Source organism: Pseudomonas sp. F-14 TE3623, assembly GCF_053629015.1.
Map to the genome: position 1 here is coordinate 3,007,349 of NZ_JBRJHM010000001.1, position 17,195 is coordinate 3,024,543.

Annotated in this window: 13 protein-coding genes and 4 tRNA genes; 15 read left to right on the forward strand and 2 right to left on the reverse strand. The window is 59.4% G+C overall.

What is annotated here, in order from left to right; genetic code table 11:
- Positions 1 to 320: 320 nt before the first annotated feature.
- The 11 genes from uvrB (at position 321) to AB7M29_RS13910 (ending at position 8,580) form a co-directional block, all read left to right on the forward strand.
- Positions 321 to 2,336: an excinuclease ABC subunit UvrB gene (uvrB, locus tag AB7M29_RS13860; RefSeq protein ID WP_367372134.1), complete on the forward strand. Its 2,016-nt coding sequence runs from the start codon at positions 321 to 323 to the stop codon at positions 2,334 to 2,336.
- Positions 2,337 to 2,615: 279 nt separating this feature from the next.
- Positions 2,616 to 4,097 carry a glutamate--tRNA ligase gene (gene gltX, locus AB7M29_RS13865; protein WP_217857944.1) on the forward strand — a complete coding sequence of 494 codons (1,482 nt, stop codon included), beginning with the start codon at positions 2,616 to 2,618 and terminating at the stop codon, positions 4,095 to 4,097.
- A 190-nt stretch (positions 4,098 to 4,287) separates the two neighbouring features.
- A tRNA-Ala gene (locus tag AB7M29_RS13870) sits at positions 4,288 to 4,363 on the forward strand.
- Between the two features lie 80 nt (positions 4,364 to 4,443).
- Positions 4,444 to 4,519: transfer RNA gene (locus AB7M29_RS13875), tRNA-Glu, on the forward strand.
- A 53-nt stretch (positions 4,520 to 4,572) separates the two neighbouring features.
- Positions 4,573 to 4,648 (forward strand) — tRNA-Ala (locus AB7M29_RS13880).
- An 80-nt stretch (positions 4,649 to 4,728) separates the two neighbouring features.
- Positions 4,729 to 4,804 (forward strand) — tRNA-Glu (locus tag AB7M29_RS13885).
- A gap of 182 nt (positions 4,805 to 4,986) precedes the next feature.
- Positions 4,987 to 5,526, forward strand: a complete 540-nt coding sequence (locus AB7M29_RS13890; RefSeq protein ID WP_217857943.1) for a TetR/AcrR family transcriptional regulator — start codon at positions 4,987 to 4,989, stop codon at positions 5,524 to 5,526.
- 30 nt (positions 5,527 to 5,556) lie between these two features.
- Positions 5,557 to 6,390, forward strand: coding sequence for an alpha/beta fold hydrolase (locus AB7M29_RS13895; RefSeq protein ID WP_454247058.1), 834 nt, complete (start codon positions 5,557 to 5,559; stop codon positions 6,388 to 6,390).
- A gap of 47 nt (positions 6,391 to 6,437) precedes the next feature.
- Positions 6,438 to 6,887, forward strand: a complete 450-nt coding sequence (locus AB7M29_RS13900; protein ID WP_030132386.1) for an acyl-CoA thioesterase — start codon at positions 6,438 to 6,440, stop codon at positions 6,885 to 6,887.
- A 166-nt stretch (positions 6,888 to 7,053) separates the two neighbouring features.
- On the forward strand, positions 7,054 to 8,013 hold the full coding sequence (locus AB7M29_RS13905) for a tRNA dihydrouridine synthase (protein ID WP_038980070.1): 960 nt from the start codon (positions 7,054 to 7,056) through the stop codon (positions 8,011 to 8,013).
- Positions 8,014 to 8,133: 120 nt separating this feature from the next.
- Complete coding sequence (locus tag AB7M29_RS13910) at positions 8,134 to 8,580, forward strand: Hsp20 family protein (RefSeq protein WP_038980071.1); 447 nt, start codon at positions 8,134 to 8,136, stop codon at positions 8,578 to 8,580.
- 57 nt (positions 8,581 to 8,637) lie between these two features.
- Here AB7M29_RS13910 and AB7M29_RS13915 read toward each other — a convergent pair whose 3' ends face one another.
- A complete protein-coding gene (locus AB7M29_RS13915; RefSeq protein ID WP_454247059.1) occupies positions 8,638 to 11,916 on the reverse strand; it encodes a PAS domain S-box protein in 3,279 nt (1,092 codons plus the stop codon).
- A gap of 84 nt (positions 11,917 to 12,000) precedes the next feature.
- The gene (locus tag AB7M29_RS13920) at positions 12,001 to 12,891 is read right to left on the reverse strand and encodes a LysR family transcriptional regulator (RefSeq protein WP_007905966.1); all 891 of its coding nucleotides are present in this window, start codon (positions 12,889 to 12,891) and stop codon (positions 12,001 to 12,003) included.
- A 159-nt stretch (positions 12,892 to 13,050) separates the two neighbouring features.
- Here AB7M29_RS13920 and leuC point away from each other — a divergent pair, with 159 nt between their 5' ends.
- The 4 genes from leuC (at position 13,051) to leuB (ending at position 17,172) form a co-directional block, all read left to right on the forward strand.
- Positions 13,051 to 14,469, forward strand: a complete 1,419-nt coding sequence (leuC, locus tag AB7M29_RS13925) for a 3-isopropylmalate dehydratase large subunit (RefSeq protein ID WP_217857939.1) — start codon at positions 13,051 to 13,053, stop codon at positions 14,467 to 14,469.
- Positions 14,470 to 14,480: 11 nt separating this feature from the next.
- Positions 14,481 to 15,125 (forward strand): 3-isopropylmalate dehydratase small subunit, encoded by a 645-nt coding sequence (gene leuD, locus AB7M29_RS13930; RefSeq protein WP_052965521.1) that lies wholly within the window; start codon positions 14,481 to 14,483, stop codon positions 15,123 to 15,125.
- A gap of 137 nt (positions 15,126 to 15,262) precedes the next feature.
- Positions 15,263 to 16,030: a class I SAM-dependent methyltransferase gene (locus AB7M29_RS13935; RefSeq protein WP_454247060.1), complete on the forward strand. Its 768-nt coding sequence runs from the start codon at positions 15,263 to 15,265 to the stop codon at positions 16,028 to 16,030.
- Between the two features lie 59 nt (positions 16,031 to 16,089).
- Positions 16,090 to 17,172: a 3-isopropylmalate dehydrogenase gene (gene leuB, locus AB7M29_RS13940; protein ID WP_008007203.1), complete on the forward strand. Its 1,083-nt coding sequence runs from the start codon at positions 16,090 to 16,092 to the stop codon at positions 17,170 to 17,172.
- The last annotated feature ends 23 nt before the right edge of the window (positions 17,173 to 17,195 follow it).

Below are 17,195 nucleotides of genomic sequence, written 5' to 3' on the forward strand. Positions count from 1 at the left end.
ATGGAGTGTGGAGGGACGTGTCGCGCTCCAGCCGAATGCACTAGAGCGGTGCACAAACGGGGAGCTAGTATAGAGGCCATCAACGATTGATGGCGACAGGCGATTCGGCTTTTACGGTAAGTTTTTCCAATTATTTTTCGATCGTTGATCGAGTGATGTCGTCAAAGGATTTGTCCGATGTAGGACGTTTGCCTTGAAAGCGATGGTAATCGGCTCCACATTGAGCACAATCCAGTTTTTTCCTCGGGCGACATCGGTCGTTTGCGGTCTTTTTCGTTGCTGTCCGGTTTGACCGGACAGGCACGAATCCAGAGGTATGTATGTCTGAATTCCAGCTAGTCACCCGCTTCGAGCCCGCCGGCGATCAGCCGGAAGCCATCCGCCTGATGGTCGAGGGCATTGAGGCCGGGCTGGCGCACCAGACGTTGCTCGGTGTGACCGGCTCGGGCAAGACCTTCAGCATCGCCAACGTGATCGCCCAGATACAGCGCCCGACGCTGGTGCTGGCGCCCAACAAGACGCTGGCCGCGCAGTTGTATGGCGAATTCAAGGCGTTCTTCCCGAACAACGCTGTTGAATACTTCGTGTCCTATTACGACTACTACCAGCCCGAAGCCTATGTGCCGTCATCCGACACCTTCATCGAGAAGGATGCCTCGATCAACGACCATATCGAGCAGATGCGCCTGTCCGCGACCAAGGCGTTGCTGGAGCGCAAGGACGCGATCATCGTCACCACGGTGTCCTGCATCTACGGTCTGGGCAGTCCGGAAACCTATTTGAAGATGGTGTTGCACGTCGATCGCGGCGACAAGCTCGACCAGCGTGCGCTGCTGCGTCGCCTGGCCGACCTGCAATACACCCGCAACGACATGGATTTCGCCCGGGCGACCTTCCGGGTGCGCGGCGACGTGATTGATATCCACCCGGCGGAATCCGATTTCGAAGCGATCCGCATCGAGCTGTTCGATGACGAAGTGGAAAGCCTGTCCGCCTTCGACCCGCTGACCGGTGAGGTCATTCGCAAACTGCCGCGTTTCACCTTCTATCCGAAGAGCCACTACGTGACGCCACGGGAAACCCTGCTGGAGGCCACCGAAGGGATCAAGATCGAATTGCAGGAGCGCCTGGAATACCTGCGCTCCAACAACAAACTGGTGGAAGCCCAGCGACTGGAGCAACGCACCCGTTTCGACCTGGAGATGATCCTCGAGCTGGGCTACTGCAACGGCATCGAAAACTACTCGCGCTACCTGTCGGGTCGTGAGTCCGGCCAGGCGCCACCTACTTTGTTCGACTACCTGCCGGCGGACGCCTTGCTGGTGATCGACGAATCCCACGTCAGCGTGCCGCAAGTCGGCGCCATGTATAAAGGTGACCGTTCCCGAAAAGAGACGTTGGTCGAATACGGCTTCCGTCTGCCGTCGGCGCTGGACAACCGGCCGATGCGTTTTGACGAGTTCGAAAACATCAGTCCCCAAACGATTTTTGTCTCGGCCACGCCGGGCAATTACGAGGCGGAACATGCCGGTCGAGTGGTCGAGCAATTGGTGCGACCCACTGGCCTGGTGGACCCGCAAATCGAAATCCGTCCGGCGTTGACTCAGGTCGACGACCTGCTTTCGGAAATCACCAAGCGCGTGGCCCTGGAAGAGCGGGTGCTGGTGACCACGTTGACCAAGCGTATGTCCGAAGACTTGACCGATTACTTGGCCGACCACGGCGTGCGCGTTCGGTATTTGCACTCGGATATCGACACCGTGGAGCGGGTCGAAATTATCCGTGACTTGCGTCTCGGCGTCTTCGATGTGCTGGTGGGGATCAACCTTCTGCGTGAAGGCCTGGACATGCCGGAAGTCTCGCTGGTGGCGATTCTCGATGCCGACAAGGAAGGTTTCCTGCGTTCCGAGCGCTCGCTGATCCAGACCATCGGCCGGGCGGCGCGCAACCTCAATGGGCGGGCCATTCTGTATGCGGATCGCATCACCGGTTCCATGGAGCGGGCAATCGGCGAGACTGAGCGTCGTCGCGACAAGCAGATTGCCTTCAACCTGGCCAATGGCATCACGCCAAAGGGCGTGTTCAAGGACGTCGCCGACATCATGGAAGGCGCGGTCGTGCCGGGTTCGCGCAGCAAGAAGCGCAAGGGTATGGCCAAGGCCGCCGAGGAAAGTGCCAAGTACGAGGCCGAACTGCGCTCGCCGAGCGAGATCAGCAAACGCATTCGTCAGCTGGAAGAAAAGATGTACCAGCTCGCCCGCGACCTGGAATTCGAAGCTGCGGCACAGCTTCGGGACGAAATCGGCAAGTTGCGGGAGCGGTTGATCGCGGTTTGATCTTTGTGTTGTCTTTGAGGGCCTCTTCGCGAGCAGGCTCGCTCCCACATTTGATCGGGTTGTCCGCACAAACACGGTCTAATGTGGGAGCGAGCCTGCTCGCGATGGCGTCCGGCCGGACGCCAAATCTGTTAGCCAGAGCACTTCCCCACCCTTCAGCTCGCCTCAACTTGCTAGTGCTGTAGAGGTAAATACCCCACTCACTGGAGCCGGGCGGCTATCGCCTGTTACCATTCGCCTCTTGTTTGATCTTCGCTTTTATTCTTTTCGAGACATGCCATGACCACCGTCCGCACTCGCATCGCGCCATCGCCTACCGGGGACCCCCACGTAGGTACCGCTTACATCGCTTTGTTCAACTACTGCTTTGCCAAGCAGCATGGCGGTGAGTTCATCCTGCGGATCGAAGATACCGACCAACTGCGTTCGACCCGCGAGTCCGAACAGCAGATTTACGACGCCCTGCGCTGGTTGGGTATCGACTGGAGCGAAGGCCCGGACGTCGGCGGCCCGCACGGTCCTTACCGTCAGAGCGAGCGCGGCGACATCTATCAGAAGTACTGCCAGCAATTGGTCGACATGGGGCATGCCTTCCCGTGCTTCTGCACGGCCGAAGAGCTGGACCAGATGCGCGCCGAGCAAATGGCGCGTGGCGAAACCCCGCGTTACGACGGCCGTGCGCTGTTGCTCTCCAAGGAAGAAGTCGCGCGCCGCCTGGCCGCTGGCGAGCCACACGTCATCCGCATGAAAGTGCCGACCGAAGGCGTGTGCGTTGTGCCTGACTTGCTGCGTGGCGACGTCGAGATCCCGTGGGATCGCATGGACATGCAAGTGCTGATGAAGACCGACGGCCTGCCGACGTACTTCCTGGCCAACGTGGTCGATGACCACCTGATGGGCATCACTCACGTATTGCGTGGTGAAGAGTGGCTGCCATCGGCGCCGAAACTGATCCTCTTGTACGAATACTTCGGCTGGGAACAACCGCAGCTGTGCTACATGCCGCTGCTGCGTAACCCGGACAAGAGCAAGCTGTCCAAGCGCAAGAACCCGACCTCGGTGACCTTCTACGAGCGTATGGGCTTCATGCCGGAAGCAATGCTCAACTACCTGGGCCGCATGGGCTGGTCGATGCCGGACGAGCGCGAGAAGTTCTCGCTGCAGGAAATGGTCGACAACTTCGACCTTAGCCGCGTCTCCCTCGGCGGGCCGATTTTCGACATCGAGAAGCTGTCGTGGCTCAACGGCCAGTGGCTGCGTGACCTGCCGGTGGAAGAGTTCGCCGCTCGTCTGCAAAAGTGGGCACTGAATCCTGAATACATGATGAAAATCGCACCGCACGTGCAGGGCCGGGTTGAAACCTTCAGCCAGGTCGCACCGCTGGCCGGCTTCTTCTTCGCCGGTGGCGTGAACCCGGACGCCAAGCTGTTCGAGTCCAAGAAGCTCTCGGGCGATCAGGTTCGTCAGTTGATGCAGTTGATTTTGTGGAAGCTGGAAAGCCTGCGTCAGTGGGAAAAGGACAGCATCACCGCGACGATTCAGGCGGTGGTCGAATCCCTGGAGTTGAAGCTGCGTGATGCCATGCCGCTGATGTTCGCCGCGATCACTGGCCAGGCCAGTTCGGTGTCGGTACTCGATGCGATGGAAATCCTCGGTCCGGACCTGACCCGTTTCCGTCTGCGCCAGGCTATCGACCTGCTGGGCGGAGTGTCGAAGAAGGAAAACAAGGAGTGGGAAAAACTGTTGGGCAATATCGCCTAAACGGCGTTTGACTCTGTAGGAGCTGCCGAAGGCTGCGATCTTTTGATCTCGATCTTCGGCGCTTCCCCTGAATTTACGGGGGGAGGGCGGTAAGTGATTGTTATGGCGACAAAAAATTTTGAAAATTGTTAAAAATAAGTTTGACAGCCTTCCGATGCGCCATTAAGATTCGCCCCGTCCTCAGCGATGAGGGGCTATAGCTCAGCTGGGAGAGCGCTTGCATGGCATGCAAGAGGTCGACGGTTCGATCCCGTCTAGCTCCACCAATTTTACAGTTCAAGGTCTGGCCACACCGGCCTTGAATCGATCAGCTCTCAGCACTGATCAGTTGTATAGAAGGGTTTGTGTCCCCTTCGTCTAGTGGCCTAGGACACCGCCCTTTCACGGCGGTAACAGGGGTTCGAGTCCCCTAGGGGACGCCAGTTTTACAGAAGTGATGTTGCAAGATGTCGCTCCGCCGCGAGGCGAAAAATCCGGGGCTATAGCTCAGCTGGGAGAGCGCTTGCATGGCATGCAAGAGGTCGACGGTTCGATCCCGTCTAGCTCCACCAATTTTACAGTTCAAGGTCTGGCCACACCGGCCTTGAATCGATCAGCTCTCAGCACTGATCAGTTGTATAGAAGGGTTTGTGTCCCCTTCGTCTAGTGGCCTAGGACACCGCCCTTTCACGGCGGTAACAGGGGTTCGAGTCCCCTAGGGGACGCCACGATTACCCGCTCTGCGGGATTTTTAAGGGTCATTCAATTATTGAATGGCCCTTTTGTTTCTCTGGCGTTTGGCCAACTCTCCTTTTTCCTCAAAAATGTTCTTCAGACCAGCGGTCGCATCCACGACTTGCGAAAAATTATTATGAGAATAATATTCTAGTCGTAATATTCGGAGGCAACGATGAACGATAAAAAAGCTCAAACCCGCGAACGCATCCTCAAGGCTGCCAGTGCAGCGCTGATCCAGCGCGGCCCGGCCGAGCCGAGCGTGGGCGAAGTGATGGGCGCGGCAGGCCTGACGGTCGGTGGCTTCTATGCGCACTTCGAAAGCAAGGACGCATTGATGCTGGAAGCGTTCAAGCAGCTGCTCAGCCATCGTCGTGGCTTGATCGCCGACATGGACGCCGAGTTGACCGGCGAAGAGCGTCGCGCGTTGGTCGCAGCGTTCTACCTGTCGCGCAAACACCGTGATTCCACCGAGCAGGCCTGTCCGATTCCGGCTTCGGTCGGCGAGCTGGGCCGTCTGCCGGACGAGTTTCGTGTGGTGTTGAATGAACATATTGAATTGATGGTCGCGCAGTTGGCGGCCAGCCCGGAAGAAACCGACAAAGCCTTGGCCGATATGGCCTTGATGGTCGGTGGTTTGGCTCTGGCGCGGGCGCTGGGGCCAGGAGAGTTGTCCGATCGATTGCTGCGCGCCGCCAAGTCGGCGGTGCTATGAGCTAACGGCGTCAGCCTGAGGAGATGAGCGATGAACACGTTGAGCTGGGTTCGTGGCGTTAATGGCACCTTGGGCTGGTTCGCGCCGAAGCTGGTGGCGAGCAAGATGCGCCTGGCATTCATGACCCCGCGGGAATTGCCTCCGCGTGATTGGGAGTTGCCACTGCTGGCAAAATCCGAGCGGATCACCTTGCGCTTCGGCCTCTCGGTGTTGCGCTGGGGGCAGGGGCCGGCGGTGTTGTTGATGCACGGCTGGGAAGGCCGGCCGACACAGTTCGCCGCGCTGATCACCGCGCTGGTCGATGCCGGTTACACCGTGGTTGCCCTGGACGGCCCGGCTCACGGTCGCTCGCCTGGCAACGAGGCCAATGTGGTGTTGTTCGCTCGGGCGATGCTCGAAGCGGCCGCTGAGTTGCCACCGCTGCAAGCGGTCATCGGCCACTCCATGGGCGGCGCCAGTGCCATGCTCGCGGTCCAGTTGGGCTTGCGCACCGAAACCCTGGTCTCGATCGCTGCTCCAGCGCGAATTATCGGGGTGCTGCGCGGTTTCGCCCGTTATGTGCGCCTGCCGCCCAAGGCGCGTTCGGCGTTTATTCGCCAGGTCGAGAAAGACGTCGGCATGCGCGCCGCTGCGTTGGATGTTGCGCATTATCAGCTCGACATGCCGGGACTGATCGTCCATGCCGAGGACGACAACTTTGTTCCAGTCAAGGAATCCCAATTGATCCACGAAGCCTGGTTCGACAGTCGCCTGTTGCGCCTGGAAGAGGGTGGGCATCAGCGGGTGCTAGCCGATCCGCGGGTGATCGACGGCGTTCTCTCGCTGCTGACCGGTCGCAGCCTGCAATCGCGCCAATCGGCCTAAGCATCCGTTACACTGCCCCGGTCGAATAATCTGACCGGGAGTGGGGCATGGGCTGGGATCGGGCAACGCCGTTTATCATTGATCTGGAAGTGGGCGCCGAGGACATTGACGGGTTGGGCCACGCGAACAACGCGGTGTACGTGACCTGGCTCGAGCGCTGCGCCTGGCGTCACTCGCAACGGCTGGGCCTGGACCTGGTCGAGTACCGACGGCTGGATCGGGCGATGGCGGTGGTACGGCACGAGATCGATTACCTGGCCGCAGCCTATGAGGGCGACGAGTTGCAGTTGGCGACCTGGATCGTCGATTGGGATCAGCGTCTGAAAATGACCCGACACTTTCAGTTGAAACGCCCCAGCGACAACACCACGTTGCTGCGGGCGCAGACCACTTTCGTGTGCATCGAACTGTCGACCGGCAAGCCCAAGCGCATGCCGGCGGAATTTATCGAGGGCTACGGCCCCGCGTTGCAGGAGTTGGATTCAGCGAAAATCTAATGTGGGAGCGGGCTTGTTCGCGAAAGCGGACTGACAGGCAGCACAATTGTTGAATGTTAAACCGCTTTCGCGAGCAAGCCCGCTCCCACAAGGAATCTGCGATGTTCTGCAGATTCCTCGCGCAATCCAGTAAACTGCCGCACGTTTTTCGTTGAGTGTGTTTTTCATGCAAATTGCTTTGGCGCCCATGGAGGGGTTGGTCGACAACATCCTGCGGGACGTGCTGACCCGTGTGGGCGGTATTGATTGGTGTGTGACCGAATTCATTCGGATCAACGATCAACTGCTCACGCCTGCCTATTACCACAAGTTCGGCCCGGAACTGCTGACTGGCGCCCGAACCGCGTCCGGTGTGCCGCTGCGGGTGCAACTGCTGGGCTCGGATCCGGTGTGCCTGGCGGAAAACGCCGCACTGGCCTGCGAGTTGGGTTCCGAAGTCATCGACCTGAACTTCGGCTGCCCGGCCAAGACCGTCAACAAATCCCGTGGCGGCGCGGTGCTGCTCAAAGAGCCTGAACTGCTCAACCAAATCGTCGAACACGTCCGTCGTGCCGTACCCGCGCACATTCCGGTAACCGCCAAGATGCGCCTCGGTTTTGACAGTCCGGACGGTGCGCTGGTCTGCGCTACGGCCTTGGCCGAAGGCGGCGCGGCGCACATCGTGGTTCATGCGCGGACCAAGACCGATGGCTACAAGCCGCCAGCTCACTGGGAATGGATCCCTCGGGTGCAGGACGTGGTCAAGGTGCCAGTGTTTGCCAACGGCGACATCTGGAGCGTCGAGGACTGGCGTCGTTGCCGCGAGATCAGCGGCGTCGAAGACATCATGCTCGGTCGTGGTCTGGTATCGCGCCCGGATCTGGCCCGGCAGATCGCCGCCGCCCGCGCCGGTGAAGACGTCGTCGAGATGACTTGGGCCGAGCTGCTGCCGCTGATTCAGGACTTCTGGTTGCAAGCCAAAGCGCAGATGACACCGCGTCAATCGCCGGGTCGCTTGAAGCAGTGGCTGGCGATGCTGACCCGCAATTATCCTGAAGCGGTAGAGCTGTTCACCGTCCTGCGTCGTGAGACCGAGCTGGATAATGTCTCGCGTTTACTGGGTCTGCAGGTCTCTGAAGCGGCCTGAAAAAATCTTAAAATAATCTCTTGAAAAGTAATCAGCGGTCCTTATCTAAGGATTACGCGATGCCGAATTCGGGTCGCGGAGACAAAAAAACTTGCTGATTATGTTCAGGAGATTTGAATCATGAGTACTGCATTTTCCCTGGCCCCACTGTTCCGTTCCTCGGTAGGTTTCGACCGTTTCAACGACCTGTTCGAAACCGCCCTGCGCAATGAGCCAGGCAGCACCTATCCACCCTACAACGTTGAAAAATATGGTGATGATCAATACCGTATTGTCGTAGCGGCCGCCGGTTTCCAGGAAGAAGACCTGGACCTGCAAGTGGAGAAAGGTGTGCTGACCATCAGTGGCGGCAAGCGTGACGCGGACGAAAACGTCACTTACCTGTACCAAGGCATCGCTCAGCGCGCCTTCAAACTGTCGTTCCGTCTGGCGGACCATATTGAAATCAAGGCCGCCGAACTGCGCAACGGTTTGTTGAGTATCGATTTGCTGCGCGTGATTCCGGAAGAAGCGAAAGCCAAACGCATCCCGATCAACGGGACGGAAAAACCGGCTCTGCAGCACTGAGCCAAGTAACAAAAAGGGCGCCATCCACTGGCGCCCTTTTTTGTGCCCGTGTCCCACTCATTTGAGCAGTTTCTGAAACTCCTCCACCCGCAGCGGCCGGCTGTGCAAATAGCCCTGATACAAATGGCAGCCCAGCCCCTGCAAAAACGCCAGTTGTTCCAGGTTTTCCACCCCTTCGGCGATGACTTCCAACTCGAGGCTGCGGGCCATGGCGACGATGGCGCGAATGATTTCGGCATCGTTGGGGTCGGTGGTGGCGTCGCGGATGAACGACTGGTCGATTTTCAGGGTGTCTACCGGCAGGCGCTTGAGATAGGTCAGTGAGGAATAGCCGGTACCGAAATCGTCCATGGCAAAGCTCACGCCGAGTTTTTTCAGGCGCCGCATTTTGCTGATGGTGTCGTCCAGGTTCTGGATGACGATGCCTTCGGTGATTTCCAGTTTCAGCAGAGAGCAGGGCAGGCCATGGCTGCCAAGGCTGTGTTCGATGCGTTCGACGAAATCGTTTTGACGGAATTGCCGGGGGCTGATGTTCACGCACAGGCTGAAATCGAGCGGGTCGATCAGGCCTTTGGCGATCAGGTGTTTGAAGGCCGCGCAGGCTTCGTCGAGGATCCACGTGCCAACCTCCAGAATCAGCCCGCTGTCTTCCAGTACCTTGATGAACTCGGTGGGCGATTGCGCACCCAGTTGCGGATGGTGCCAGCGTACCAGGGCTTCGGCGCCGGTAATGCGATTGTTGCGGGCATCCACTTGCGGTTGGTATTGCACGCTGAACTCACCCCGGGAAAGGGCCAGGCGCAGGTCGGTTTCCATGCGCAGGCGTTCGCTGGCGGCCTTCTGCATGGTGTTGTGATACATCTGCGTGGTGTTGCGGCCCGAATCCTTGGCGCGGTAAAGGGCGATATCGGCGCGTTTGAGCAGGTCGGTCGGGGTCGAGCCATGGTCGGGGATCAGCGCGATACCAATGCTCGGCGTCACTTGCAGGCGCTGTCCGTCGAGAAACATCGGTTCGGATAGCAGTTCGCGCAACGTGTCCGCCAACTCCCGGACCTGAGCGCTGACCTCGCTGCGCGAACCTTCCAGGCCGCTGAGCAACACCACGAATTCGTCACCGCCCAGACGCGCGACGGTGTCCTCCATGCGCACGCTGGCTTCAAGGCGCGCGGTGATGATCTTCAGTACCGTATCGCCCACCGGGTGACCAAGGGAGTCGTTGATATGCTTGAAGTGGTCGAGATCGAGGAACATCAGCGCGCCGCGCAGGTTGTGGCGTTTGAGCAGGGCGATCTGCTGGCTTAGTCGATCCATCAACAGTGCGCGGTTGGGCAGGTTGGTCAGCGGGTCGTGGTAGGCCAGGTGACGGATCTGCGCTTCGGCATTTTTCAGCAGGCTGACGTCCCGCGCGGTCAGCAGCAGGCAGGCGGTTTCGTTGAGGGTGATCGGCTCCACCGAAACTTCAACGGTCAGCAACTCACCGCGTTTGTTGCGCCCGAGCATCTCCTGATGGTGAACCCGGCCCTTGATCTGTAGTTCTGCCAACAACGCCGAGCGTTGTTTTTCTTCGGCCCAAATACCGACTTGATACACCGTGCGGCCGATCACTTCATCAGCGCGGTAGCCAGTCAGTCGACAGAAACCATCGTTAACCTCCAGATAGCGTCCGGTGTCGCGCTCGGTAATGGTGATGGCGTCGGGGCTTGAGTGGAAGGCCTTGGCGAACTTCTCCTCGCTGGCCTTGAGCGCCGCTTCCGAGCGTTGCTGCTGGGTGATGTCGCGCAGGGTGGTGACGATGCACGGTTGGTCGCCGACGCTGATCTGCCGGCTCGATATCACACAGGTCAGGGACTGCCCGTCCTTGTGCTGGACGACAATCGCCACATTGTTCAGGCCCTGTTCGCGGATGACCCGCTCGATCCTTTGCAGGCTTTTCGCCGAAGCGTCCCACAGGCCGATTTCGTCGGCGCTGCGGCCAATCACGTCGACGGTGCTCCAGCCGAACGTCTGGGTGAAACTGGAGTTGATCTCGATGAAATGGCCGGTGTCCTGGCGCGTGACGCAGATCGGGTCCGGGCTGACCTGGAACAAGGTGGCGAATTTCTCTTCCGACGCCACCAGTTGCTGTTCGCGCTCCACCTGATCTGTGATGTCCAGCAGTGTGCCGGCCATGCGAAACGGGGTGCCGTGATCGTCTCGATAAAGTCTGGCGCGGCTTTCCAGGTAGCGCGAACTGCCGTCCTGCAGTTGCACCCGGTACGTCAGTTGATAATTGCCGGCCGGGCCTTCGCGCAAGCTGCGGTAAGCGTCGCGCATGGTGTCGCGCTCTTCGCCGGGCACGCCTTCGAAAAATGCATCGAAGGATTCATGGAAGGGTTTGGGCTCTAGCCCATGCAGCTGGGCGGCCCGCGCCGAGCCGTAAAGCATGCCACTGGGAATGTGCCAGTCCCAAGTGCCGAGTTGCGCCGAATCCAGGGCCAGGTCGAGGCGTTCCTGGCTGTCTTTGAGGGCGTGCTCGGCGATTTTACGTTCGGTGGTGTCAAGGAACGTGCTCAGCAGATAAGGCTGACCTTCGAGTTCGACCTTTTGCGCGCTGAGAATGCCGTCGTGAACCTGCCCATTGCTGGCGCGAAACTGCACCTCCATATTGATCAGCTCGCCTTTGGCCTTGGTGGCCTTGACCAGTTGCACACGTTGCTCGGGATTGACCCAAAGGCCCAGCTCCAGCGTGGTTCGACCGATGGCGTCCTGCACCGGCCAGCCGAACAGGCTTTCGAAATACTGGTTGGCTTCGCTGATCAAGCCGTCTTCCTGACGGGTCAGCAGGACCATGTTCGGGCACAGGTGAAACAGCGTGGCGAAGCGTTTTTCCGAGCTACTCAACGCCTGTTCGCGTTGGCGCTGATGGGTGATTTCACGAATGACCCCAATCATTCGCGGCCGACCGTTTTTGTCCGGCAGCAGGCTGCCATTGATTTCCAGCCAATGCAGGCTGCCGTCGGGCCAGCGGATGCGGTGGTGCATCGCCTGTTCCAGCGGGGCGCCGGCGATCACTGCATTGAAGGCGCGGATGGCTTTCGCCCGATCCTCCTGGGGCAGCAAGTCGAGGTATTCCAGGTCCTCGGGCAACGGTTGCCGGGGATCGAAGCCGAACAACGCCTGAGTACCCCGAGACCAACTGATCTGCCCCCGCTCAATGTCCCAATACCAGGCGCCCAGCCGAGCGCCGTTGAGGGCTGCCAGCAACTGTGGGGCGCTTTCCCAGCTCTGCTCGGACCGTTTGGGGTCAAGTGCCTGAATTCGCGGCATCGGCGGCATACGTTCAACAGATTTGGGCATGGATAACAGGCCTTGGGCTGAATTGGGCGTTAGGCACAGGGTTTTGGGGCTCTATAGGCGTAGCACAAAAAGAAGAAGCACAGCTTAGCCGCGAGTCCCTGGCTGATCGATTTGTGCATCCAGCAGAGCCATGAAGGCCCGTGCCGCGTTCGACAGCGTCCGTTCGGTGTGCAGGATATAGCCTAGCTGGCGAGTGAGCTGTATGCCCGGCAAAGGTATGCGCGCCACTTGATCGTCCAGCATGGTGCGTGGCAATACGCTCCAGGCCAGGCCGATCGAGACCATCATTTTTATGGTTTCCAGGTAATTCGTACTCATGGCGATGTTCGGCGTCAGGCCCTGGGCCTCGAACAAGCGCTGTACGATGTGGTGGGTAAAGGTGTTGCCGCCGGGGAAAACCGCGGGGTGCAGGGCAATATCCGCCAGGCTGACCGGACCGTTAGCGATCAGCGAATGCTCCGGGGCGACCACGAAATCCAGCGGGTCGTCCCACACGGGCGTGGCCTTGACCAGGGCGTGAGGCTCCGGTGCAAGAGTGATTACCGCCAGTTCGGCGCGGCCATGGAGGATTTCTTCGTAAGCCACTTCCGAATCGAGGAACTGAATATCCAGCGCCACTTGTGGGTAACGTCGAGTGAACTCCCTTAATAAGGGCGGCAAACGGTGCAGGCCTATGTGATGACTGGTGGCCAATGTCAGACGACCGGAGACTTCGCCGGTCAGGTTGGTCAGGGCGCGGCGGGTGTCATCCAGCACATTGAGGATCTGATAGGCCCGTGGCAGCAGGGCGCGACCGGCTTCGGTCAAGCTGACTTCCCGGCCCAGTCGATCGAACAGCCGCACCTTCAATTGCTGCTCCAGGCCGGCAATGCGCTTGCTGATGGCGGGTTGCGTCAGGTGTAGCCGTTCGCCGGCGCCGGAGAAGCTTCCTGTCTCGGCAATCGCGATAAAAGCATTGAGGTTGGCGAGGTCCATGATGATGTCTCAGTTGTATTCCAGATGGTTATGCAAAGCATGAAAAATATGAATTTGAGTTATTTAATGTAACCCCCTAGGATCGACCTCACAAGCCAAGGGGTTATTGAAATTTTCAAGATCCGGGGCATAGAAACAAGCTGATGAGGAAACCGTCTGATGGCCGGCAAAACGCTCTACGACAAGCTCTGGGATTCGCATTTGGTCAAGCAGCGCGACGATGGCTCGGCGCTGATCTATATCGATCGTCACATCATCCACGAAGTGACCTCGCCGCAAGCCTTCGAAGGCCTGCGTCTGGCCGGGCGCAAGCCTTGGCGCATCGATGCCAACATCGCGACCCCCGACCACAACGTTCCGACGACTCCGGAGCGCAAGGGCGGCATTGAAGCGATTGTCGACCAGGTCTCGCGTTTGCAGGTTCAGACCCTCGACGATAACTGTGACGAATACGGCATCGTCGAATTCAAGATGAATGATGTCCGCCAAGGCATCGTTCACGTCATCGGCCCGGAGCAGGGCGCCACCTTGCCGGGCATGACCGTGGTTTGCGGCGACTCCCATACCTCGACCCACGGCGCGTTCGGTGCCCTGGCTCACGGTATCGGCACTTCCGAGGTCGAGCACGTGCTCGCCACTCAGTGCCTGGTCGCGAAAAAGATGAAGAACATGCTGGTATCGGTCGAAGGCCAATTGCCGTTCGGCGTGACCGCCAAGGACATCGTCCTTGCGGTGATCGGCAAGATCGGCACCGCCGGCGGTAACGGCCATGCCATCGAGTTCGCCGGTAGCGCGATTCGCGACTTGTCCGTTGAAGGCCGCATGACTATTTGCAACATGGCGATCGAGGCTGGCGCTCGCGTAGGCCTGGTGGCCGCCGACGAAAAAACCGTGGCTTACGTCAAGGGCCGTCCATTTGCTCCGAAAGGCGCGGAATGGGATTTGGCTGTCGAAGCCTGGAAAGACCTGGTTTCCGATGCGGATGCCAAGTTCGACACCATCGTCGAGCTCGATGCCACTCAGATCAAACCGCAAGTCAGCTGGGGTACCTCGCCCGAGATGGTCTTGGCTGTCGATCAGAACGTTCCCGATCCTGCGAAGGAAATGGACTTGGTCAAGCGCGACTCCATCGTCCGTGCCCTGAAATACATGGGGTTGACCGCCAACCAGGCGATCACCGACATCCAGCTGGACCGCGTATTCATTGGCTCCTGCACCAACTCGCGGATCGAAGACCTGCGCGCCGCTGCCGTGATCGCCAAGGGCCGCAAAGTGGCTTCGACCATCAAGCAGGCCATCGTGGTGCCGGGGTCGGGGCTGGTGAAGGCTCAGGCCGAATCCGAAGGTCTGGACAAGATTTTCCTCGAAGCCGGTTTTGAATGGCGCGAGCCGGGTTGCTCGATGTGCCTGGCGATGAACCCGGACCGTTTGGAGTCGGGCGAGCATTGCGCGTCGACCTCCAACCGTAACTTCGAAGGCCGTCAGGGCGCCGGTGGCCGTACGCACCTCGTCAGCCCGGCCATGGCCGCCGCCGCCGCGGTAAACGGCCGTTTCGTCGACGTCCGTGAATTGATCTAAAGGAGCGCAGCATGAAAGCTTTCACTCAGCACACTGGTCTTGTCGCGCCTTTGGATCGTGCCAACGTCGATACCGACCAGATCATTCCGAAGCAGTTCTTGAAGTCGATCAAGCGCACCGGTTTCGGCCCGAACCTGTTCGATGAGTGGCGTTACCTGGATGTCGGGCAACCGTATCAGGACAACTCCAAGCGCCCGTTGAACAAGGACTTCGTCCTCAACGCCGAACGTTATCAGGGCGCCAGCGTGTTGCTGGCCCGGGAGAACTTCGGTTGCGGCTCCAGCCGCGAACACGCGCCGTGGGCGCTGGAAGAGTACGGTTTCCGCACCATCATTGCGCCGAGCTATGCCGACATCTTCTTCAACAACAGCTTCAAGAACGGCTTGCTGCCGATCATCCTGAGCGACGCTGAAGTCGATGAGCTGTTCCAGCAGGTTGAGGCGACGCCGGGCTATCAGTTGCAGGTTGATCTGCAAGCCCAGACCGTGACCCGTCCGGATGGCAAAGTGTTGAATTTCGAAATCGATGCCTTCCGCAAACACTGCCTGCTCAATGGTCTGGACGATATTGGCCTGACGTTGCAGGACCACGAGGCGATTGCCACGTTTGAAGCCAAACACCGCGCGAGCCAGCCGTGGTTGTTTCGCGACGCGTGATTGATCCGAAATTGATGTAGGTAGGGCCGGCCTCTTCGCGAGCAAGCCCGCTCCCACATTGGAATGCATTTCAAATGTGGGAGCGGGCTTGCTCGCGAAGGCGGCAGATCAGACAACACAAATATCAGGACATAACTATGACCAGCACCGCCCAGCACAGTCAGGTAGTACAAAAGCAATTCGGTGAACAGGCCTCGGCCTACCTGAGCAGCGCCGTCCACGCTCAAGGCACTGAATTCGCGCTGCTACAGGCTGAACTGGCGGGGCAGGGCGATGCTCGCGTGCTCGACCTCGGTTGCGGCGCCGGTCATGTGAGTTTTCACGTGGCTTCGCTGGTCAAGGAAGTGGTGGCTTACGATTTGTCTCAGCAGATGCTCGACGTGGTCGCCACTGCTGCCGTCGATCGCGGCTTGAACAACGTGTCCACGGTCCTGGGTGCCGCCGAGCGCTTGCCGTTCGCTGACGGCGAGTTCGATTTCGTCTTCAGCCGTTATTCGGCGCACCATTGGAGCGACCTCGGGCTGGCCCTGCGGGAAGTTCGCCGGGTGCTGAAGCCGGGCGGGGTGGCGGCGTTCGTCGATGTGTTATCACCGGGCAGCCCGTTGTTCGACACTTATCTGCAAAGCGTCGAAGTGCTGCGCGACACCAGCCATGTGCGCGATTATTCTGCCGGTGAGTGGTTGCGTCAGGTCAGCGAAGCGGGGTTGCATACCCGCAGCACCACGCGCCAACGGCTGCGTCTGGAATACACCTCCTGGGTTGAGCGCATGCGTACGCCGCAAGTGATGCGCGCGGCGATCCGCGAGCTGCAGCAATCGATGGGCAATGAAGTTCGCGAATATTTTGAGATTGAGGCCGATGGTTCGTTCAGTACCGATGTGCTGGTGCTGATGGCTGAACGATAAGCGCCAAGACTTTTTCCGGGTACGCCCACGGGCGTGCCGACTGATGACATGAGGAAAGCATGAGCAAGCAGATTCTGATTCTCCCGGGTGACGGTATTGGCCCGGAAATCATGGCCGAAGCGGTCAAGGTGCTGGAGCTGGCGAACGACAAGTACAGCCTGGGCTTCGAACTGAGTCATGACGTGATCGGTGGCGCCGCCATCGACAAGCACGGCGTGCCGCTGGCCGACGAAACCCTGGCCCGTGCCCGTGCTGCCGATGCGGTATTGCTGGGCGCCGTGGGCGGCCCGAAATGGGACACCATCGAACGTGATATCCGCCCTGAGCGCGGTCTGCTGAAAATCCGTGCGCAACTGGGCCTTTTCGGCAACCTGCGTCCGGCGATCCTGTACCCGCAACTGGCCGAAGCTTCCAGCCTGAAGGCAGAAATCGTGGCTGGCCTGGACATCCTGATCGTCCGTGAACTGACCGGCGGCATTTACTTCGGCGCGCCACGCGGTGTGCGTGAACTGGAAAACGGCGAGCGTCAGGCCTACGACACCCTGCCGTACAGCGAAACCGAAATCCGCCGTATCGCCCGTGTCGGTTTCGACATGGCCCGCGTACGCGGCAAGAAGCTGTGCTCGGTGGACAAGGCCAACGTGCTGGCGTCCAGCCAACTGTGGCGTGAAGTCGTCGAGCAAGTGGCCAAGGACTACCCGGACGTCGAACTGAGCCACATGTACGTTGACAACGCTGCCATGCAACTGGTGCGTGCACCCAAGCAATTCGACGTGATCGTCACCGACAACCTGTTCGGCGACATTCTTTCCGACGAAGCGTCGATGCTTACCGGCTCCATCGGCATGCTGCCGTCGGCGTCGCTGGATGCCAACAACAAAGGCATGTACGAGCCGTGCCATGGTTCGGCGCCGGACATCGCTGGCAAGGGCATTGCCAACCCGTTGGCGACCATTCTGTCGGTGTCGATGATGCTGCGTTACAGCTTCAATCTGCAGGACGCGGCCGATGCCATCGAGAAGGCCGTGAGCCTGGTATTGGATCAGGGCCTGCGCACGGGCGACATCTGGTCGGCCGGTTGCACCAAGGTTGGTACGCAGGAAATGGGCGATGCAGTAGTCGCCGCGCTGCGGAATCTGTAATCTCTTTGGCCCGCTGCAACTTT